This window comes from Bacteroides stercoris ATCC 43183, from assembly GCF_025147325.1.
Classification (GTDB): Bacteria; Bacteroidota; Bacteroidia; order Bacteroidales; family Bacteroidaceae; genus Bacteroides; species Bacteroides stercoris.
In genome coordinates this window covers 2,413,222-2,432,890 of record NZ_CP102262.1, presented here as the reverse complement: position 1 = coordinate 2,432,890, position 19,669 = coordinate 2,413,222, and the positions used below count along the sequence as shown (strand labels likewise).

Annotated in this window: 18 protein-coding genes; 6 read left to right on the top strand and 12 right to left on the bottom strand. The window is 48.9% G+C overall.

Features of this window, described 5'->3' with window-relative positions; all coding sequences use genetic code 11:
- Positions 1–26: 26 nt before the first annotated feature.
- The 3 genes from NQ565_RS09970 to NQ565_RS09960 form a co-directional block, all read right to left on the bottom strand.
- Positions 27–1,769 (bottom strand): phospho-sugar mutase, encoded by a 1,743-nt coding sequence (locus NQ565_RS09970; protein ID WP_005653330.1) that lies wholly within the window; start codon positions 1,767–1,769, stop codon positions 27–29.
- A gap of 80 nt (positions 1,770–1,849) precedes the next feature.
- On the bottom strand, positions 1,850–3,487 hold the full coding sequence (locus NQ565_RS09965) for a C69 family dipeptidase (RefSeq protein WP_005653331.1): 1,638 nt from the start codon (positions 3,485–3,487) through the stop codon (positions 1,850–1,852).
- A 51-nt stretch (positions 3,488–3,538) separates the two neighbouring features.
- Positions 3,539–5,242: a M23 family metallopeptidase gene (locus tag NQ565_RS09960; protein ID WP_005653332.1), complete on the bottom strand. Its 1,704-nt coding sequence runs from the start codon at positions 5,240–5,242 to the stop codon at positions 3,539–3,541.
- Between the two features lie 187 nt (positions 5,243–5,429).
- On the opposite strand from NQ565_RS09960, the gene ald reads away from it, so the two are divergent.
- Positions 5,430–6,536 carry an alanine dehydrogenase gene (gene ald / locus NQ565_RS09955; RefSeq protein WP_005653333.1) on the top strand — a complete coding sequence of 369 codons (1,107 nt, stop codon included), beginning with the start codon at positions 5,430–5,432 and terminating at the stop codon, positions 6,534–6,536.
- A gap of 114 nt (positions 6,537–6,650) precedes the next feature.
- On the opposite strand, the gene NQ565_RS09950 is transcribed toward ald, so the two are convergent.
- The gene (locus tag NQ565_RS09950) at positions 6,651–7,865 is read right to left on the bottom strand and encodes an MFS transporter (protein ID WP_005653334.1); all 1,215 of its coding nucleotides are present in this window, start codon (positions 7,863–7,865) and stop codon (positions 6,651–6,653) included.
- Between the two features lie 236 nt (positions 7,866–8,101).
- Between NQ565_RS09950 and NQ565_RS09945 the strand changes: the two genes are divergently transcribed.
- From NQ565_RS09945 to gadC, 4 genes are all read left to right on the top strand, one after another.
- Positions 8,102–9,538 (top strand): glutamate decarboxylase, encoded by a 1,437-nt coding sequence (locus NQ565_RS09945; protein WP_005653335.1) that lies wholly within the window; start codon positions 8,102–8,104, stop codon positions 9,536–9,538.
- A 128-nt stretch (positions 9,539–9,666) separates the two neighbouring features.
- The gene (glsA, locus tag NQ565_RS09940; protein ID WP_005653336.1) at positions 9,667–10,632 is read left to right on the top strand and encodes a glutaminase A; all 966 of its coding nucleotides are present in this window, start codon (positions 9,667–9,669) and stop codon (positions 10,630–10,632) included.
- A 119-nt stretch (positions 10,633–10,751) separates the two neighbouring features.
- Positions 10,752–11,489: a potassium channel family protein gene (locus NQ565_RS09935; protein WP_005653338.1), complete on the top strand. Its 738-nt coding sequence runs from the start codon at positions 10,752–10,754 to the stop codon at positions 11,487–11,489.
- Between the two features lie 102 nt (positions 11,490–11,591).
- Entirely contained in the window at positions 11,592–13,208 is a 1,617-nt protein-coding gene (gadC, locus tag NQ565_RS09930; protein WP_005653339.1) for a putative glutamine/gamma-aminobutyrate antiporter GadC, read from the top strand.
- A gap of 100 nt (positions 13,209–13,308) precedes the next feature.
- On the opposite strand, the gene NQ565_RS09925 is transcribed toward gadC, so the two are convergent.
- From NQ565_RS09925 to NQ565_RS09895, 7 genes are all read right to left on the bottom strand, one after another.
- A complete protein-coding gene (locus NQ565_RS09925; RefSeq protein WP_005653342.1) occupies positions 13,309–14,274 on the bottom strand; it encodes an NAD(P)H-dependent flavin oxidoreductase in 966 nt (321 codons plus the stop codon).
- Positions 14,275–14,352: 78 nt separating this feature from the next.
- The gene (locus NQ565_RS09920; protein ID WP_005653343.1) at positions 14,353–15,024 is read right to left on the bottom strand and encodes a DUF4858 domain-containing protein; all 672 of its coding nucleotides are present in this window, start codon (positions 15,022–15,024) and stop codon (positions 14,353–14,355) included.
- A gap of 38 nt (positions 15,025–15,062) precedes the next feature.
- A complete protein-coding gene (locus tag NQ565_RS09915) occupies positions 15,063–15,608 on the bottom strand; it encodes a DUF4943 family protein (protein WP_005653345.1) in 546 nt (181 codons plus the stop codon).
- Positions 15,609–15,627: 19 nt separating this feature from the next.
- Positions 15,628–16,719 carry a porin family protein gene (locus NQ565_RS09910; protein WP_005653346.1) on the bottom strand — a complete coding sequence of 364 codons (1,092 nt, stop codon included), beginning with the start codon at positions 16,717–16,719 and terminating at the stop codon, positions 15,628–15,630.
- Positions 16,703–17,314 (bottom strand): RNA polymerase sigma factor, encoded by a 612-nt coding sequence (locus tag NQ565_RS09905; protein ID WP_005653348.1) that lies wholly within the window; start codon positions 17,312–17,314, stop codon positions 16,703–16,705. Before NQ565_RS09905 ends, NQ565_RS09910 begins: the two co-directional genes overlap by 17 nt.
- Positions 17,315–17,485: 171 nt before the next feature.
- Positions 17,486–18,334, bottom strand: a complete 849-nt coding sequence (gene nadC, locus NQ565_RS09900) for a carboxylating nicotinate-nucleotide diphosphorylase (protein WP_005653350.1) — start codon at positions 18,332–18,334, stop codon at positions 17,486–17,488.
- Positions 18,327–18,719 carry a DUF4783 domain-containing protein gene (locus NQ565_RS09895; protein ID WP_005653352.1) on the bottom strand — a complete coding sequence of 131 codons (393 nt, stop codon included), beginning with the start codon at positions 18,717–18,719 and terminating at the stop codon, positions 18,327–18,329. Before NQ565_RS09895 ends, nadC begins: the two co-directional genes overlap by 8 nt.
- A gap of 112 nt (positions 18,720–18,831) precedes the next feature.
- Between NQ565_RS09895 and rlmH the strand changes: the two genes are divergently transcribed.
- Positions 18,832–19,305 carry a 23S rRNA (pseudouridine(1915)-N(3))-methyltransferase RlmH gene (gene rlmH, locus NQ565_RS09890; RefSeq protein ID WP_005653354.1) on the top strand — a complete coding sequence of 158 codons (474 nt, stop codon included), beginning with the start codon at positions 18,832–18,834 and terminating at the stop codon, positions 19,303–19,305.
- A 16-nt stretch (positions 19,306–19,321) separates the two neighbouring features.
- On the opposite strand, the gene NQ565_RS09885 is transcribed toward rlmH, so the two are convergent.
- Entirely contained in the window at positions 19,322–19,669 is a 348-nt protein-coding gene (locus tag NQ565_RS09885; RefSeq protein WP_005653356.1) for a MarR family winged helix-turn-helix transcriptional regulator, read from the bottom strand.

The following is a 19,669-nucleotide window of genomic DNA, read 5'->3' as shown; positions in this document are numbered from 1 at the left end:
TTTCCATATATGAAAATCAAACAGTCTTAGATACCGAGTGATTTGCGCACTGCCTCCACTTTCTTTTCAGCCTCGGCATTTGCGCTGGCATAACACTTAGGACATCCCATTTCGCCTTTCACCTCGATATAGAACTTAATCTTAGGTTCCGTACCCGAGGGACGAACGGAAATCTTCGTACCGTCTTCCGTAAAGTACTGAAGCACGTTGGATGTTTCGGGCATATCCAAAGCGGTTACAGTGCCTTTGGCATCGGTAGCCTTCAGCGTCTTGTAGTCCTTAGTCAAAGAAACGGCAGAGCCACCGATTTCTTTCGGCGGGTTGGCGCGGAAGTTATCCATCATAGCCTTGATTTCATCGGCGCCACTCTTACCCGGCTTCACTACGTTGACGGTAGTTTCTTTGGAGAAACCGTACTCTACGTAGATGTCCATCAGGATGTCATACAGCGTCTTGCCCTGGTCTTTGGCCCATGCACAGATTTCCGCCAACAATGAACAAGCGGAAACGGCATCTTTATCGCGAACGAAGTCTTCGGCAAGGAAGCCGTAGCTTTCTTCACCGCCGCCGATGTATTGCTGCTTGCCTTCGCGCAGACGGATTTCACGTGCAATCCATTTGAAACCTGTATAGCAGTCGAGCATCTCAATCTTGTTCTTATCGGCAACGGCCTTGATAAGTTCGGTAGTCACAATGGTCTTTACGATAAAGTCCGTAGGCTGCATCTTGCCGGTTGCGATACGGTTCTTGATAATATAGTACAGGAAGAGCAGGCAGGTCTGGTTACCGTTAATCAGCACCCATTCGCCCTTGTCGTCCTTGCAAGCCATACCTACGCGGTCGGCATCCGGGTCGCTTGCCATCACGATGTCGGCGTCTATCTTCTTGGCAAGTTCAATTGCCATGGAAAGCGCTTCCGCGTTTTCGGGATTCGGAGAAACCACTGTCGGGAAGTCACCGCTCTTCACCATCTGTTCGGGCACGCAGTGTACATTCTCAAAGCCCCATTCTTTCAGAGAAGCGGGAATGAGCGTTCTGCCCGCGCCGTGAAGCGGAGTATAAACGATGCTGAGGTCTTTCTGACGCTTGATTACTTCCGGATCGATAGAAAGGGTATGAACCTTGTCCAGATATACCTTGTCTACATCTTCACCGATAATCTGAATCAAATCTTTGTTGCCTTTGAACTTGATATCCTCAACGGTTACCTTGTTTACTTCATCGATAATGGCTGTGTCGTGCGGAGCAAGTACCTGTGCACCGTCATCCCAATAAGCCTTGTAGCCGTTGTATTCTTTCGGGTTGTGGCTTGCAGTCAGATTGATACCGCTTTGGCAACCGAGGTGGCGGATAGCGAAGGAAACTTCCGGAGTAGGACGCAAATCCTCGAAGAGATAAACCTTGATACCGTTTGCCGAGAAAATATCGGCAGAGATTTCGGCGAACTTGCGGCTGTTGTTACGGCAGTCGTGACCCACCACAACGGAGATTTGCCCTTTGTCCTTGAAGCATTTGTTCAGATAGTTTGCCAATCCCTGGGTAGCCGCACCTACCGTATAGATATTCATGCGGTTGCTGCCTGCACCCATGATGCCGCGCAAACCGCCCGTTCCGAATTCCAGGTCTTTATAAAAGCACTCTATCAGTTCGGTTTTATCTGGATTTTCCAACATTCGTTTCACTTCAGCCTGAGTTTCGGCATCGTATGCCGGGGTAAGCCACTTTTCGGCTTTCTCAGTCACCTGTTTAATCAACTCTTGATTTTCCATAAGACTTTTTTTATATTAAAGGTTAATACTTCATTTTCTGTTCTGTCACAAATGTAAAAGAATAAGTTTGAATATCCTAATCAATTGGGCATTTTATAGCGGTCGCCCGTTTGTTTTACATATTCTTCCAGAAATTCCTTCGGATAACCCGGACGTTCCACGCCGGCAGGCTGGCCTATGGCATTGCGCTCAAACTTTCCGTCTTTCATCTTGCGGACAACTCCGTCGTTGTATTTCACGATGATGAACTCGCCCAAACGTTTCCAGGTGTCGAAAGTACTCTGCGCCGTCATATTGGTATAGTTTGTCAGGAATGCTTTCGCTTTGGCAGGGTCTTTCTCCAAAAGTTTGGCGGCGGCAGACTCGATACCTTCCTGCGCATCGTTGAAAGTGTTTTCGAGTTCGGCCTGCGTGGCACGCACATCGCCGATCATAAGGTCGTAACGGGGATATACCATGTTGGCAACCCAGTTGAAAATCCAGAAAGAAGAGTTCCAGGAGAATGTGATGTAGTCCGCACCGTCTGCACGCGAATAGCATACAGGAACCTTATCCGTACAGCAGTATACGGGAGTGAACACGGTCATGTTGGCATCGTCCGTACCGAACCACAGTACGCCGCCTATGGCATCGGGCAAGGTGGAGCGCATCTGCGCCACGAACACGAAACCGCTCTGCTGGGTGGAAATGGGGCGTTCGTTGAAATATTCCTTGTCGCCTACCTTGAAGGAAAGGGGTGAAAGGCGGTAAGGGGTGTGATACGGTCCGGCGCCGAAATCTTTGCTGATGTCGAGAGGAGTACCTTCGTAATGGTCGCGCATGGCATTCTTTACATCCTGTACGGAGATTTTACGGTCGGGCTTCACGAAAAGCGGCATCGGTGTATCGGTATCGCCTAATATATAAGGTAAGAACTCGTTGCCTCGGGCGGTAAACATATTGAAATAGCTCCATACGCGGGCTTCACAATAACGGCGAGCGCCAAAATCGAGCGGCGCATAGGCCTTAGCGAAGCTGAAGTCCTTGTTTACTCCATCGAAATAACCTTTCTCGCGGGCAAAGGAAATGACATCGGGAGAATACATGCAGTTGTTCTTGTCGTTCATATCGAACTGGTGGATACGGCTTTGGTTGGCATGCGCGGAGATGCAATCATCGGGCACGCGGACAGCCACCCACACAGCGCCACGCACACCGGGACCCTTGCCTATCATCTCCATAATCCAGATTTCGTTGGGATCGGCAATCGTGAAAGACTCGCCGCTGCTGTAATAACCGTATTCCTGTACGAGTTCCGTCATTACCTTGATGGCTTCGCGGGCGGTACGGGAACGTTGCAGACCGAGATAAATCAGACTTCCGTAATCGATGATACCGGTAGTATCCACCAGTTCGGGACGGCCGCCGAAGGTTGTCTCGCCGATAGTAAGCTGGAATTCATTCATATTACCGATGACGTTGTAGGTCTGGCGCGCCTGTTCTATCCGGCCGAGGTACTTGCCGGTGTCCCACTCGTGCACATCAATCCATGTACCCTTCTTGTGCATGCCTGCGGGATAATGGTATAACTCGCCGAACAATCCATAGGAGTCGGCAGAATAGGAAACAATTGTAGAACCGTCTGCAGAGGCGTTCTTACCCACAATGAGGTTGGTACAGGCAAATGCGTTTACCACAGTTGCCACCGCTAATGCGACGGAGAGAGTTAATTTTTTCATACTTCTGTTATTATATGGTTTGTTTGATAATGCAATGTCACAGGTGAAAAGTTACCATACAAAATGAAACTCTTCGGTAGTCCGGTTGCCACGGCCGTCGGTTACGGTCATTTCCACAGTGTGCCTGCCACCTTTCTTTACATGCTTCGGGTCGAGTTCGCAGACCAGATTACCGCTGATGGAATTGGGCTTGCCGAACAGAGCGTATTTCCCGTCTATCGTTCCGCGGTAACTGTTTATTCCGGTTTCTTTATCCTTGGCCTTGAGGGTGATGCGCCCCATACGCCCCCACTGTCCGGGGTTGAGCGGAATTATCTCCGGCGGCACGGTATCTACCGCTACCGTATAAGTGCCCAGGTCGCGGATACGGACTTTCATGAAACCGTCCTCGTAAGTACCGCCTATACTGTATTTTCCGCCCCGTGCCGTAACGCCGGCTACGTAATATTTCGATTTATCTTCCAGACGGTCGCGCCGCAAGCCGATGCGCATCTCGCACGCTCCGTGCAGAGGGACACGCTTATTGTGCAACTGATAAGTAAAAGCCACGTCCCCGCTATCGGCACGTACGGAATAGTCCAGCCAAACGTCATCGTATAACATTCCACGCGGCACAACCAATTCCAGGCCGGGTTCCTGCAGATAGTTAGTCCTGTCCCACTTGAAAGCATACTTCTCGCGATGTTCCACAGGGTGAATTTCGGTGTTCTTTCCTTGTACGGTGAAACGGACTTTCGAGGTGTTGCCTAACGCATCGCTTAGCGTATATACAAATCGGTAAGGACGCTCTTCGTTGATTTCCACCAGTCCCCGATTGCCGTTGGAAGCATGCAGCATGCGCAGACGGTTGCCGGGTTCGATGAACGACTTCATGTACTGTCCGTGCGTCCATGAATTGATATAGCGATTTTCTTCGTAAGCAAAGCGGTCTACCACACTGCGGAACACCTCTTCACCGTCCACTTCGAGAATAACGGTATGCACGCCGTAGCGGTTGCCCACTCCGTCCATATGGTCATAGGCACGGATTCCTGCACCTATCAGTCCCCAGGCAGTAATAGGCTGGGTAGGATTTACAGGGAAAGTCCGGTGTATCTGCTTTCCGTTCACCACGCCTTTGCCCGGTTGGGGAAATAAAATGATGCCTTCGGCACGGGGAGCGATATTGTCCTTCACCTTCTCCATAAAAAAAGGCAGCGGGTCGACATAATCTCCTGTTGCCGACTCAATCATATCCAGATGCAGGTGAGGGCCGAAAGAGTAACCCGTGTTGCCGCTAAGGGCTATCACCTGCCCCGCCTTTACCGGATATTCCCCCGGTTCGGGGGTAATCTCCACTTCCCAGCTTTCCTGTTCATACTGCAAGTCTTTCACCCTTCGGGCTATATCGCCCACAAATGCGCTGAGGTGTCGGTTGATAGTGGAATAACCGTTATCGTAGTCCACATCGAGCACATATCCCGAACCGTGCGTCACACGGATGCGCGAGATATGCCCGTCTGCCAAAGCATGTACAGGCTTGCCTATGGCTCCGCCGGTCTTGAAGTCCAACCCACCGTGAAAGTGATTGGAGCGTATCTCGCCGAAGTTACCGGAAAAGACAATCGGAAAATCGAAAGGGAGCGTGAAAGATGCCTGCTCTATGTCCGGTCCGGTTTCCACCTCGGACGCTTCTTGCGCATATCCACCTTGTATGCTGCCTGCAAAAAACAAAAAAGAGAAAAGTATCGGGTATTTTATATTCTTACAGTTCATATCCTATTTTTTAATGCATGCAAATATAAAAAGAATAGTTCTCTCCGCCTAACCAAAAAAGAATAATCCTGCCGTCACACACGAGAAAAAAGCAGGCGTTTTCTGTTGTAAAACACGCTGTGCAAAATGACAATGAGAAAGATAAATCACTATCTTGCAACATGTTTAACCATTAACAGATGACATTATGATTATCGGAGTACCCAAAGAAATCAAAAACAACGAGAACCGTGTAGGAATGACCCCTGCCGGAGTAGCCGAGTTGGTGAAGAAAGGTCATACGGTGTATGTGCAGGCAACGGCCGGCGCAAACAGCGGGTTCTCTGACGATGATTACATCGCCGTAGGTGCGCAAATCCTACCTGCCATTGAAGACGTTTATGCCATAGCCGACATGATTGTCAAAGTGAAGGAACCTATTGCACCTGAGTACAAACTGATTAAAAAGGGACAAGTGGTATTTACCTATTTCCACTTTGCAGCCGATAAATTACTGACCGAAGCCATGATTGAGAGCGGTGCCGTATGTATCGCCTATGAAACCGTAGAGAAGGATGACCATTCCTTGCCACTGCTTACTCCCATGAGTGAAGTGGCAGGACGTATGGCTACCCAGGTGGGAGCCCGCTTTCTGGAAAAGCCGCAAGGCGGAAAGGGCAAGCTAATGGGTGGCGTACCGGGTGTCCGCCCTGCGCGTGTGCTTATTTTAGGAGGTGGCGTAGTCGGTACCAATGCCGCACAAATGGCTGCGGGAATGGGTGCGGAAGTGATGATTACGGATGTCAACCTGACGCGTCTGCGTTATCTCAGCGAAGTATTGCCCAAGAATGTAAAAACACTCTATTCCTCGCTTCACAATATTAAAATGGAACTGCCTACCGTGGATTTGGTGATAGGTTCGGTACTTATCCCCGGCGATAAAGCACCGCATCTGATTACGAGGGAGATGCTGAAAATGATGAAGCCCGGAACCGTACTTGTGGATGTCGCCATCGACCAGGGCGGTTGTTTTGAAACGTCCCATCCCACTACCCACAGCGAACCAACGTATGTCGTGGATGGCATTGTGCACTATGCGGTGGCCAATATCCCCGGTGCCGTACCGTTTACTTCCACTATGGCATTGACAAATGCAACGCTGCCTTATACCGTGGCATTAGCTTGCAAAGGTTGGAAACAGGCTTGTAAAGATGATCCGGCATTGGCATTGGGACTGAATGTGGTAGAAGGGAAAGTGACGTATAAGGCAGTGGCAGATGTGTTCGGAATGAGGTATGAGGAGATAGAACTATAAGTGGTTAGGAGTTAGGGGTTAGTGATAAGCGATTAGTGATTAGGGGTAATGATGAATTACGATTCAGCATAACTTATAGCTCATCGCTAATCACTTATCACTAATCACTAATCGCTAATCGCTAAACAGGAATTCTTCTTTCTTTGCATACGCCCAATACATAATCAATATTGTTATGCACAGATTGAAGATAAACGGAAATTCTTGCGAACCGGTATGGAATATCCATTGGAAAAAGTCTGTGATGAAGGGAGAAAGCAGTATGGCAAGGTAATTCATCACCATTACAAAGGCAAGGGCAAGCGTTGTCTTCTGAGGGATAGCAGTATCAACTGTCTTATCGTAAATCAGAGGCTGGATGATGCCATAGCCCAAACCTACTAAAATACATCCCGGCACAATGAGCCATTCCGTAGGCGAAATCCATATCAACAGTAATCCGATGGCAATAGCCAAAAGGCTGTAAAGTTTTGTTTTATTCCCCAAAAGCTTCACCAAACTATCCAACATAAATCCGGGAGCCATAATGGCAAGGAAAAACAGAGAAATCATCAGCCCGGAATTACCGCTTGAAAAGTGATGCGCTTCCATCAAGAAAGGCAAGTTAAAAGTAACCGCAAGAACTACGTAAGTAACCAACCCGTAGAATAACATTAACTGAACAAGATGGCGTATGTGTATGCCATATTTACCGGAGATTACAGGCGTAGATTGAATGGGAGGAATGATAGCCGCCGCCTGCTTGATTGTTACCGAAGCCGCATCCTTCTTTAAATAAGCCGAAAGAACTAAAGAAATCAACGGCAACAGATAAACGGCAAAAGGCAAACGCCAGTGCACCTCTGCCAGATAACCCGTTACAGCCGTAGCCACCACCAGCGTCATATTGGTTATGGCAGAGCTATAGCCAAACTGCCTGACGCGATACTCTCCCGTAAAATACCGTGAAATCAATCCCGTAGAAAGCGGAATAATCAATCCTGCCCCGATACCGAGCAAAGCGCTGACAGCCATTAGCTGCCACATCCTGGAAGAAAACAAATAAAGTACACCGCTCGCTGCAAACAGCCAAAGCCCCACCCGCAGCAAACGGATAAAATCGCGTTTCTCCGCCAGTTTACCTGCCAATAGTACAAAAGGGATAATCAGCAAGGAAGGCAAAGAAGTCAACATCTGTATATCCAACTCCGTGGCATGGGGAAAAATCGTAGAAAGTTCTCCCAAAATAGGCGAAACAGCCAAGCCCGGCAATGAGGTCAGTGCAGAAACAGACCAGATACCTATAAGCGTAATAAGAGGAATGGTTCCTTGTCCGGTATTAATCTTCATAATTCAAAAGCGGATTAGTTAGTGGAAGGACAACAAGCGATGCAACAGAATGTTCGGATAGGATAAGCGATAATTAAAAAAGCAACAGCCGGTAGAGCGCCAGGATTTCCGCCCCGCCCTTTTAATAAACGCCAAATAATGTAAAACGGCGGAACTTTCTTTCGTGGGGGTCGTTGTTGTGGAAAATTCGACGGGGAAAGTCCCCGCCGCCTAAACCTTTAAAAACTTACAGTTATATGGAAGATTTGAATTTCAGAAAAGGAGATGCCAAGACAGATGTATTCGGCTCAAACCGTATGTTGCAACCCTCACCGGTAGAAAAAATACCAGACGGACCTACTACTCCCGAAATCGCTTACCAGATGGTGAAGGATGAGACCTTCGCCCAAACACAGCCCCGTCTGAACCTGGCTACATTCGTCACCACCTATATGGACGAATACGCAACCAAGCTGATGAACGAAGCCATCAACATCAACTACATCGACGAAACCGAGTATCCCCGCATCGCCGTAATGAACGGTAAATGTATCAACATCGTCGCCAACTTGTGGAACTCTCCGGAAAAAGATACCTGGAAAACAGGCGCGCTCGCCATCGGTTCTTCCGAAGCGTGTATGTTGGGCGGTGTAGCTGCATGGCTGCGCTGGCGCAAGAAACGTCAGGCGCAAGGCAAACCGTTCGATAAGCCGAACTTCGTTATCTCCACCGGTTTTCAGGTGGTATGGGAAAAGTTTGCCCAACTGTGGCAGATTGAAATGCGCGAAGTGCCCCTGACTCTTGACAAAACCACACTCGACCCCGAAGAAGCCCTGAAAATGTGCGATGAGAACACCATCTGTATCGTACCTATCCAGGGGGTTACATGGACAGGACTGAATGACGATGTTGAAGCTCTCGACAAAGCGCTCGACGCATACAATGCCAAGACCGGCTACGACATTCCCATCCACGTAGACGCTGCCAGCGGCGGTTTCATCCTCCCGTTCCTGTATCCGGAGAAAAAGTGGGACTTCCGTTTGAAATGGGTGCTTTCTATCAGTGTCAGCGGTCACAAGTTCGGCTTGGTCTATCCGGGTCTGGGCTGGGTTTGCTGGAAAGGTAAAGAGTATCTGCCCGAAGAGATGTCATTCAGCGTAAATTATCTCGGCGCCAATATCACGCAAGTCGGTTTGAACTTCTCCCGTCCTGCCGCACAGATTTTAGGACAGTATTACCAGTTTATCCGCTTAGGATTCCAGGGTTACAAAGAAGTACAGTACAATTCGCTCACAATCGCCAAGTATATCCACGACGAAATCGGAAAAATGGCTCCGTTCGTGAATTATTCCGATGAAGTAGTGAACCCGTTGTTCATCTGGTACTTGAAACCGGAGTATGCAAAGACCGCCAAATGGACTCTGTATGACTTGCAGGATAAACTCTCGCAACAAGGCTGGATGGTTCCCGCCTATACACTGCCTTCCAAACTGGAAGATTACGTAGTAATGCGTGTCGTTGTCCGCCAGGGATTCAGCCGCGACATGGCAGATATGCTGCTGGGCGACATCAAAAACGCCATTGTCGAACTGGAGAAACTGGATTACCCCACTCCCACCCGCATGGCACAGGATAAGAATCTGCCGGTAGAAAGCAAAATCTTCAATCACGGCGGAAGACACCACAAAAAATAATAAAGCAAGAATCAGCTTACCGCTTTATTGCTTTCATACATTAAACCATGTATCGGATAAGGCTTTAGGAGATTGAAACTCCAGTCTCCTATTCCTTATTCCATATAAACTCTCTCTATATATAGATTATGGAAAAGAAAATATCAATCTCTCAAATCAAAGAAGTTGCCCTGGAAGCCTACAATGAGGTGAAAGAACAAACCGGCGGCAAGAATGCGGATTATATTCCGTACCTTGCCAACATAGACTCCAAGCTGTTCGGCCTCAGCATCTGCCTGATGAACGGACAGACCATCAATATCGGAGATACGGACTACCGCTTCGGCATAGAATCCGTTTCAAAAGTACATACCGCCATACTTATCCTGCGCCAATACGGTGCACAGAAAGTGCTGGATATGATTGGCGCCGATGCAACAGGACTGCCGTTCAACTCTATCATTGCCATTTTGCTGGAGAACGACCATCCCTCTACACCGTTGGTAAATGCAGGCGCTATCTCCGCTTGCTCCATGGTACAGCCGGTGGGCAATCCGGACAAGAAGTGGGATGCCATTGTACAGAATATCACAGAACTGTGCGGCTCCGCTCCGCAACTCATCGACGAACTGTACAAATCGGAAACGGCTACGAACTTCAACAACCGCTCCATTGCCTGGTTATTGAAGAATTACAACCGTATCTACGACGATCCGGATGTGGCGCTCGACCTTTATACCCGCCAATGCTCGCTGGGCATCACAGCCGAACAATTGGGCATTGCAGCCGGAACGATTGCCAACAACGGCGTCAATCCCGTTACCAGACAAAGCGTATTCGATGCGGGGCTCGCACCGAAAATCACTTCAATGATTTCTACCGTGGGCTTCTACGAGCATTCGGGCGACTGGATGTACACTGCCGGCATACCTGCCAAGAGCGGCGTAGGCGGTGGCGTAATGGCCGTATTGCCCGGTGTGATGGGCGTTTCCGCTTTCGCTCCACCGTTGGACGAAGCCGGTAACTCCGTCAAGGCGCAACTGGCCGTCAAGTTCATCATGAACAAGCTCGGCCTGGGCGTATTCAACGGCGACAATGTGACAATTACAGAATAATCTCTCGTACTCTTTTTTCCAAGGTTGCTCCGAAAGCGTTACGGACGCTGAGGGGCAACCTCTTTAATGATGAATTACGGGTTGCCAACGGCAATTCCGTAACCAAACAGATCTTCATTATGAAAATGGCTCTATCGGAATTCGTTTTGCGAAAGAAAGGGATATACGGCATATTGCATGTCATCATCCTGCTGCTTTCGCTGTTCCTGGTTATCAGCATCTCCATTGATACGTTCAAAGGCATCCCCTTCTACGAGCAATCGGTGTACATGGAAGTACAGCTATGGATTTGCGCATTGTTCCTGGCGGACTTTGTACTAGAATGGTTCCTGGCAACAGACAAGATGCGTTATGTAGCCACTCATTTCATCTTTCTGCTGGTAGCTATTCCTTATCAGAATATCATTGCCTATATGGGCTGGACTTTCTCACCCGAAGTCACCTATATGCTGCGTTTCATCCCATTGGTACGGGGCGGCTATGCCATGGCCATCGTGGTGGGATGGCTGACGTACAACCGCGCATCGGGCTTGTTCGTATCTTACCTGACAATGCTGCTGGCTACCGTCTATTTCTCAAGCCTTGCATTCTACGTCATGGAGCATGGGAGCAACCCTCTGGTAAAGGGGTATGGCGACGCCTTGTGGTGGGCGTTCATGGATGTGACTACGGTAGGCTCCAATATAATAGCGGTCACCGTCACAGGGCGGGTACTGTCCGTGCTGCTGGCAGCGCTGGGCATGATGATGTTCCCCATTTTCACAGTATACGTAACGAGCCTGGTAGAGCGGCGCAACAAGGAAAAGCAAGACTATTACAAAAAGATAGAACAGGAACCGGCAAAGAGCGCTCCTTAATTGTTAAAGCCGGGATTTTCCTCTACCCGCCGGGAACAACTATTCCCAAGGGTTGTTATAAACGCTGATTTCGAATATATTTTTCACCAAAAACCTTAACTTATGGCAAATATTAAACAAACAGTGAAGCTGGGAGTGTTTACCCTGGCAATCATGAATGTGACGGCTGTAGTATCCCTGCGTGGACTGCCCGCCGAGGCCGTGTACGGAATGAGTTCGGCCTTCTATTATTTATTTGCAGCCATTGTCTTTCTTATCCCTACGTCACTCGTGGCTGCGGAACTGGCTGCAATGTTTCAAGACAAACAAGGCGGTGTGTTCCGCTGGGTGGGTGAAGCCTACGGAAAGAAACTCGGCTTCCTCGCTATCTGGGTGCAGTGGATTGAAAGTACAATCTGGTATCCTACGGTACTGACGTTCGGTGCTGTGTCCATCGCTTTCATCGGCATGAACGACGTACACGACATGTCGCTGGCAAACAACAAGTACTACACGCTGGCCGTGGTGCTCGTTATCTACTGGCTGGCAACTTTCATCTCCCTGAAAGGTATGAGCTGGGTAGGAAAGGTAGCCAAAGTCGGCGGTCTGGTAGGTACAATCATCCCTGCCGGATTACTGATTGTCCTCGGCATTATCTACCTTGCCACAGGCGGACATTCCAATATGGACTTCCACAGCAGCTTTTTCCCCGACCTGACGAACTTTGACAATGTGGTGCTTGCCGCAAGTATCTTCCTCTTTTATGCAGGTATGGAGATGGGCGGTATCCACGTGAAGGATGTAAACAATCCGTCCAAAAACTATCCGAAGGCTGTGTTTATCGGCGCACTGATTACGGTGCTTATCTTCGTGTTGGGCACATTCGCTCTGGGTGTCATTATTCCGGCCAAGGACATCAGCCTTACACAAAGTCTGCTGGTAGGTTTCGACAATTACTTCCGTTACATCCATGCTTCCTGGCTGTCGCCGGTTATAGCCGTTGCACTGGCGTTCGGCGTGCTGGCAGGTGTGCTGACATGGGTTGCCGGTCCGTCCAAAGGTATCTTTGCCGTGGGCAAGGCAGGTTATATGCCTCCGTTCTTCCAGAAAACAAACAAGCTGGGTGTACAAAAGAACATTCTGTTCGTACAAGGTGGCGCTGTAACCGTATTAAGCCTTCTGTTCGTGGTGATGCCTTCGGTACAGAGTTTCTACCAGATTCTTTCACAGTTGACGGTGGTCCTTTACCTCATCATGTATATGCTGATGTTCTCCGGAGCCATCGTATTGCGTTATAAGATGAAGAAACTGAACCGTCCGTTCCGTATCGGTAAAGGCGGTAACGGCCTGATGTGGCTTGTAGGCGGTCTCGGCTTCTGCGGCTCACTGCTTGCATTCGTACTGAGCTTCATCCCGCCCAGCCAGATTTCTACCGGCAGCAATACCGTATGGTTCTCCGGACTTATCATCGGCGCACTTATCGTGGTGATTGCTCCGTTCATCATCTACGCTTCCAAGAAGCCGAGCTGGGTTGACCCTAACAGCACTTTCGAACCGTTCCATTGGGAAGAACAACCGGCTGCACAAGTTGCAGACAAAACCGCCACGGCTACGGCAACTGCCGGAACAACCGCTTCGGCCACTGCAAACGAAAGCGTTGCGTCTCCCACGGGCAATGCTCCGTCAGCAAACAACAGCAACAACAGCGGTAAAGCTCCGAACATTCCCCCTAAAGGATAAAGGCAGGCTTGCTGTCATATAATTTTGCCTATAGTGGAAATCCGGTACAATGTACATCAAAAGGATTTTTCACTATAGGCAAAATCGTTTATATCAACTGTCAAACGTCCCAACGCTCGCAAACATTGGCGGCAAGCGTTTCGCATGCCCGCTGATAACCTGTTACCAGTTCGTCCATCACTTCTGCTACCGTCTGTATTCCTTTCTCATTGAGCAAGGCGGAAGCCTGACCTATTTCAAGTTCGCCCTCTTCAAGGTCTCCTTCAAAAATACCGCGTTTGGCACGTCCTTTAGACAAAAGGATACGTAAATCCTCCTCCGTAGCCCCGACAGCCTCAGCCGCCGCTACTGCCTGCTGAAAATTACCGCGGGCCAGACGTACCGGAGATAGTTTCTTCAATAATAAACGGGTATCCCCCTCTTTCAGATGCAGGCAATATTCTTTAAACACTTCGCTGGCTGAGCTTTCTTCGGTCAAAGCAAACCGCGTACCCACCTGAACACCCTCAGCCCCCAAAGCACGCATGGCAAGAATCGCCTCACCGGTAGCAATGCCGCCGGCAGCAATCAAAGGCAGTGAGGTAACTGCACGTACAGCAGGTATCAGGCAAAGCGTAGTTGTCTCTTCGCGCCCGTTATGCCCACCGGCTTCAAATCCTTCGGCCACAATGGCATCTACACCGGCAGCCTCGGCTTTCATGGCAAAACTCGATGACGAAACAACATGCACCACTGTAATGCCATGCTGCTTCAGCCAACCGGTCCATGTCTTGGGGTTTCCGGCAGAAGTAAACACGATACGCACCCCCTCATCTACCACTATCTGCATGATTTCCTCTATCTGGGGATACATTAAAGGAATGTTCACTCCAAACGAATGATGCGTAGCCGCACGGCACTTCCGTATATGCTCACGTAATGTTTCGGGGTGCATGGAACCTGCTCCCAACAAGCCTAAGCCACCGGCATTACTTACTGCCGACGCCAACCGCCAGCCACTGCACCACACCATACCACCTTGGATGACGGGATATTTTATTCCAAACAAAGAAGTTATTCTATTCATTAATTTATCCTTTAAAGGTTTATTTTTATGAAAACAAGAAGCGGAGAAATAAAGTTCAATACTCAAAGCGGAATATCCCTATTTGATAATCGTCTCTTTACGACGGGCAGTTATGGAATCGCCGTAGGTTCTTAATACTTCCAAAGTACGTGCACGGCGTCTGGCAGCTTTCCTGTTCCAGAAATCTTTTGTAAAAGGACGCATGAAATCACCTGCAATGCCACCGCCGCCGACACTTCGCCAACTCCCCACTGCCATATTGTTGGCACGTTCGGTCACCATATAGCGCAAACCGGTAGCTTCTATCTGTTCGATACTCTCACGCGGCCCGGCATCCAACGGACGCTTTGCCCAGTCTGTATAGATTTTGAGTCTGGTCAGTTCGTAGAACGGATTGCCCCGCCATGTATTCTTGTTCACCGTAATCTTCTTCTGATAGACGGGATCCCAGTTGTATTTGGTGTTTGCGGTATAAGGCCGTAAGGTAAGCACTACCTTTTTCTCCGGCATCCGAGGCATTGCGGGTAAGGAAGCATCAAAGTCCATCCACGTCTTACTTACATCAGCCTTTGGAGAGCCCAAAGGAGCATCAACGCCCATTTCCTTCAATACATCCGGATTCAGCTTCATCTCTTCCCCGCCATTCAGCAACCGGTGCAGGCGCAAAGAGTCCTGCGGCGTCCACTCTTGAGCGTAAAGAGGAAAGGCTACCGCACAAAGCAACCCCAAAAAGAGAATAGAATACTTCACCCGATTGTTTTTTTATACCTTACACTTTATACCTAATCTCACCACCACATATAGCTGCTTCCGCAAAGCGGTTCGTCGTAGCAAGGGTCTATAGTCCACATGGTACGCGGATATTTCCGGCCTTCCCACCAACGACGGTAACGGGCGGCTGCATCGAGCACCTCCTCATCGGTCAGAAAGTAGATGCCTTCATAATTCTCGGCATCGGTATGCACCATCTTACACCCCATCGAAGCATTATGTCCCAAACGAATCGTTTCCACCGTCCACAGGATACATTCGCCTAACCGCAGTTTTCCGCCTGCCGAATAGGATACGGGAGCCAACGGAAAAGAAGGTATTACCGTCAAATCCTCGGCATACTTCAGGAGTTCTTCAATATCTTCTTTGGCAAATTTGGGAACATTACTCAGTCCTTCAGGACTTTGAGTAGAGTATTTGCCGGTTTTCAGTTGTTTTACAAACAAATCTACATCCGGATGATTGTAATCCAGCGATTCTTTACCGCAGGATGCAAGCATAAGGCAAGCTGCCATTGCAAGTATCAGATATCCGTATTTATATAGTTTACAGAGAGCATTCATTTCGTTGTTGTATTTAAGGTTAATAAGTCATACGCACTCCACACAAAAGATTCAGGTTCGTAGGGCGTTCCGTCCGCAAGGTTCCGGTTTCGGAGTCCGTACCGAAATGGTGGGAAACCGAAGGCTCGGCAAACAAAGCAAACCGCTCATTCAATCTGTAACGCACCCCTACTCCTGCCGCTACTGACAGTTGAACGGGTTCCGCATTAAAGCCGTTATCCGCAGCGCCGGCAATGCACTTTTCGGCAGTTCCGCCTACAGTGGCATATAAATCGAGTTTGGGAGTACTTGCCAATGTCATATTCAATTTTACGGGAATCCCTAAAGTATGGAGCGTGCGGTCGGCATGCAAACGATTATACAGAATACCCGTTTCCAACGCGAACCGGCTGTTCAGACTACGTTCCACTGTAACGGCCGCCGTCAGCGGCATATTGTAGTCCCCTTTAGGAAGAGAGGTTCCAAGAGCTGCTTTCAACGCCCACTTACGCGATTTCCGGTATTTTAAAGGAGTAGTTGCCTGCTCTTCTTCCGCAGGAACAGCGGAAAAGGTGTCCGAAGCAGAACTTACCCGACCGGTGGCGTTCTGATAAGAACTGCCGGTTTGTGCAACGGCATTATTGTTGAAGTAACTGTCACCGGCCTGCTGCACCCGCTGCCTGATAGTGATGGAAAGCCGGACGGAAACGGACTCGCCCTCAGTTTCCGATTGGGCAGTCATGCCTGCGGGAATTCCATTGACAGGTTGTTTTGTACCGGAATTCCGTACCATCGGGGTTGCCTGATGGATAGATGGAAAAGATTCCTGCACCACATCTCCGTCCAGACTACCTTCCGGCGTCAAAGCAGCCACTTGCGTAAAAGCTTCCTTTATCTCCTCTTTCGGAGAGAAATACCAGAAAGCGGCCGAAGCGGCTCCCAGCACAAATATAACGGATGCGGCGGCTGCCACCCGATAATATTTAGGAGAAAGAACAGCCGCTCTCTTCCGGCCTGCAGCCGAAGATGCCGCGTCTTCCTGCAACTGCTCCCAAAAGCCATCGCGTACCGTCATCTCTGTACCGGACAGACGGCTGCGGAACAATCCGGTTATTTCATCTTTTTCTCTCATATTCAGTATATTCTTTAATTCTTTTTGCTAACATACACTTGGCACGGTGCAACTGCGAGGTAGACGAATGCTCCTTGATATGAAGCAGTTCCGCAATCTCCTTGTGCGACTTCTCCTCGAACACATACAAGTTGAACACGGTACGGCAGCCGTCGGGAAGTTCCGCCACGAACGCCATCAACACTTCCTCTGAAAGCCGGCTTCCGCTTTCGGCAATACTCGCTTCGTCCTGCACATCGGGAAGTTGTTCTTCGTTTACCACCAGTTGGCTGAAACGATGCTTCCGTCGCAGATAGTCGATAGCTTGTGTCACCATCACCCTCGTTACCCACGTGCCCAATGCACATTCACCGCGAAACGTGAAGCGGGTGAAGATTTTGATAAAGCCATCGTGCAAAACATCGTGCGCCGCATCCATATCGCCCGTATAACGGTAGCATACCGCCAGCATCTGCTTGGAATAGAGAGTGTAAAGTTCCTTTCGTGCGGAATCCTTTCCTGCCCGGCAGCCCTCTATCAGTTCTATCTCATTTTCCAATGTCAGTGCTCGTTTTACGGACGCCTCTTCGCGTCGTTTGTTAGTTAGACGCAGCATCCGGCAGAATGCTGCAATAGAATCTCTAAAAAGAAGTTAAAGAATAAGGTTATCCATATCTTTCCGTTTCATCATTTGCCCTTTATAACATAAGAAAAAAGCCTCTCACAGATCTGCCCTGACGGGCAGCATTCCCTATGAGAGGCTTTCTCCTGTATTATATCGCCTTTATCAGCAGGCTTTGAAGCTCATGTCCAATCCTTTTACGGAATGCGTCAAAGCACCTACCGAGATAAAGTCTACGCCGCATTCGGCATAGTCGCGCAGAGTGTCAAAGGTGATGCCGCCGGAAGATTCCGTTTCATAACGGCCTGCTACCATTTCTACGGCTTTCTTCGTCATTTCGGGTGTAAAGTTATCGAACATGATACGGTCTACGCCACCCAAATCGAGTACCTGTTGCAGTTCGTCGAAGTTGCGTACTTCAATTTCTATCTTGAGGTCCTTGCCCTTCTCCTTGCAATATTCCTTGGCACGGGTAATGGCCTTGTCGATACCGCCGGCGAAGTCAACATGATTGTCTTTCAGCAGAATCATGTCGAACAGACCGATTCGATGGTTTACGCCGCCACCTATCTTCACAGCCATCTTTTCTAGAATACGCATGCCCGGAGTCGTCTTACGGGTATCGAGCACACGGGTATTCGTACCTTTCAGCTTCTCGGCATACTTATGGGTCATGGTAGCGATGCCGCTCATACGCTGCATAATGTTCAGCATCAGGCGTTCGGTCTGCAACAAAGACTGCACCTTGCCTTCCACAACCATAGCCACGTCGCCCGGCTTCACTTCAGTGCCGTCATTGATGAATACTTCCACTTTCATGGTGGGGTCGAAACGACGGAACACTTCTTTAGCAACCTCGATACCGGCAAGAATACCGGCTTCTTTAATCAAAAGCTTGGATTTGCCCATTGCCGTAGCAGGAATGCACGAAAGGGTGGTGTGGTCACCATCGCCTATATCTTCGGCAAAGGCCAGGTCAATCAGCCTGTCAATCAATTCTTCTTCCTTATTCATTTGTCTTATCTATTCTTATTTGGTGTATCACATATTTGCCTGCCACTTTTCTAAAGAAACAATTCACCCGGAAGTTTCCGTTCGCGGTTGTCAACGTACCGACTATGAAACTCGACTCATTGCGCTTTCCCTGGTGATTCACCGTAAAACCGCTCACCCGATTACCGGAAAAGAAAGATGCCATCTTTTTCTCTGCCGCTTGGTTGTCGACATTGATTGAACGACTCTCCAGAATCAGTTCCACTTTATCACTCAGATACCCGTTCAGTTCCTGAGAATTTCCTTTTTTAAAGGCGGCGACCACTCCTGCCGGTACGTCTTGTGCCATAAGCGAAACTGTCCAGACAAAGAAGCAGAGCCATAATATTACTACTCGTTTATTCATTTTCACAAGTATTAATGATAGGCAAAGGTAAGCAAATCTTATAAATAACAAGAAAAGAAAAGCGACATTCTCACAGGAAAGGATTATTTTTGCACGAAAATCAGTAATTCATATGAAAATGACCTTGCTCGTCGTAGGACGAACCGTAGAACAGCACTTTATTACAGCCATCAATGACTACATACAGCGCACGCGACGCTATCTCTCGTTCGATATGGAAGTTATCCCGGAACTGAAAAATACCAAAAGCCTCTCCGCAGACGTACAAAAAGAAAAAGAGGGCGAACTGATACTGAAAGCGCTCCAACCGGGCGATGTGGTGGTGCTGCTGGATGAGGGCGGAAAAGAAATGCGCTCCATAGAGTTCGCAGACTATATGAAGCGCAAGATGAACACCGTAAACAAACGGCTGGTTTTTATTATTGGCGGCCCTTACGGCTTCTCCCCCAAAGTCTATGAAGCGGCACACGAAAAGCTGTCTCTTTCGCGCATGACCTTTTCGCATCAGATGATAAGACTTATCTTTGTGGAGCAGTTATACCGTGCCATGACCATACTGAACGGCGGGCCGTATCACCATGAATAAACCGGAAAGCCTCTCCCTAAACAATCTCCTGCAATAGGGCCGGAATTTCGGGAGTGCTGTTTTTAATGACCGTAATACGGCTCTTCCCTTCCGGCGTCAGCGCAAAGTGCATCTGACGCTTATCCGTTTTTCCCACCAGTCGGGTAATCAGCTTCTTGTCCTCTACCGAGCGGATTACCTTGGAAGTATTGGAAGCTGACAGTCCGAGCGCTTCCGCTATCTCGCTGGAGGTGAGTTTGGGCGTATTGAGCAGGGTACACAACAGCATACCCTCATTCAACGACAAGTCAAACTCCTGCATGAATTTTACTTCAAACTCGGCTATCGCCCGGTAAATATCGCGGATTCTACATAAAGTTTCCAT

Bases quoted from the DNA above. Each gene is read 5' to 3' on its own strand.
- NQ565_RS09970 (WP_005653330.1), bottom strand. From the start codon at position 1,769: ATGGAAAATCAAGAGTTGATTAAACAGGTGACTGAGAAAGCCGAAAAG.
- NQ565_RS09965 (WP_005653331.1), bottom strand. From the start codon at position 3,487: ATGAAAAAATTAACTCTCTCCGTCGCATTAGCGGTGGCAACTGTGGTA.
- NQ565_RS09960 (WP_005653332.1), bottom strand. From the start codon at position 5,242: ATGAACTGTAAGAATATAAAATACCCGATACTTTTCTCTTTTTTGTTT.
- ald (WP_005653333.1), top strand. From the start codon at position 5,430: ATGATTATCGGAGTACCCAAAGAAATCAAAAACAACGAGAACCGTGTA.
- NQ565_RS09950 (WP_005653334.1), bottom strand. From the start codon at position 7,865: ATGAAGATTAATACCGGACAAGGAACCATTCCTCTTATTACGCTTATA.
- NQ565_RS09945 (WP_005653335.1), top strand. From the start codon at position 8,102: ATGGAAGATTTGAATTTCAGAAAAGGAGATGCCAAGACAGATGTATTC.
- glsA (WP_005653336.1), top strand. From the start codon at position 9,667: ATGGAAAAGAAAATATCAATCTCTCAAATCAAAGAAGTTGCCCTGGAA.
- NQ565_RS09935 (WP_005653338.1), top strand. From the start codon at position 10,752: ATGAAAATGGCTCTATCGGAATTCGTTTTGCGAAAGAAAGGGATATAC.
- gadC (WP_005653339.1), top strand. From the start codon at position 11,592: ATGGCAAATATTAAACAAACAGTGAAGCTGGGAGTGTTTACCCTGGCA.
- NQ565_RS09925 (WP_005653342.1), bottom strand. From the start codon at position 14,274: ATGAATAGAATAACTTCTTTGTTTGGAATAAAATATCCCGTCATCCAA.
- NQ565_RS09915 (WP_005653345.1), bottom strand. From the start codon at position 15,608: ATGAATGCTCTCTGTAAACTATATAAATACGGATATCTGATACTTGCA.
- NQ565_RS09910 (WP_005653346.1), bottom strand. From the start codon at position 16,719: ATGAGAGAAAAAGATGAAATAACCGGATTGTTCCGCAGCCGTCTGTCC.
- NQ565_RS09905 (WP_005653348.1), bottom strand. From the start codon at position 17,314: ATGCTGCGTCTAACTAACAAACGACGCGAAGAGGCGTCCGTAAAACGA.
- nadC (WP_005653350.1), bottom strand. From the start codon at position 18,334: ATGAATAAGGAAGAAGAATTGATTGACAGGCTGATTGACCTGGCCTTT.
- NQ565_RS09895 (WP_005653352.1), bottom strand. From the start codon at position 18,719: ATGAATAAACGAGTAGTAATATTATGGCTCTGCTTCTTTGTCTGGACA.
- rlmH (WP_005653354.1), top strand. From the start codon at position 18,832: ATGAAAATGACCTTGCTCGTCGTAGGACGAACCGTAGAACAGCACTTT.
- NQ565_RS09885 (WP_005653356.1), bottom strand. From the start codon at position 19,669: ATGGAAACTTTATGTAGAATCCGCGATATTTACCGGGCGATAGCCGAG.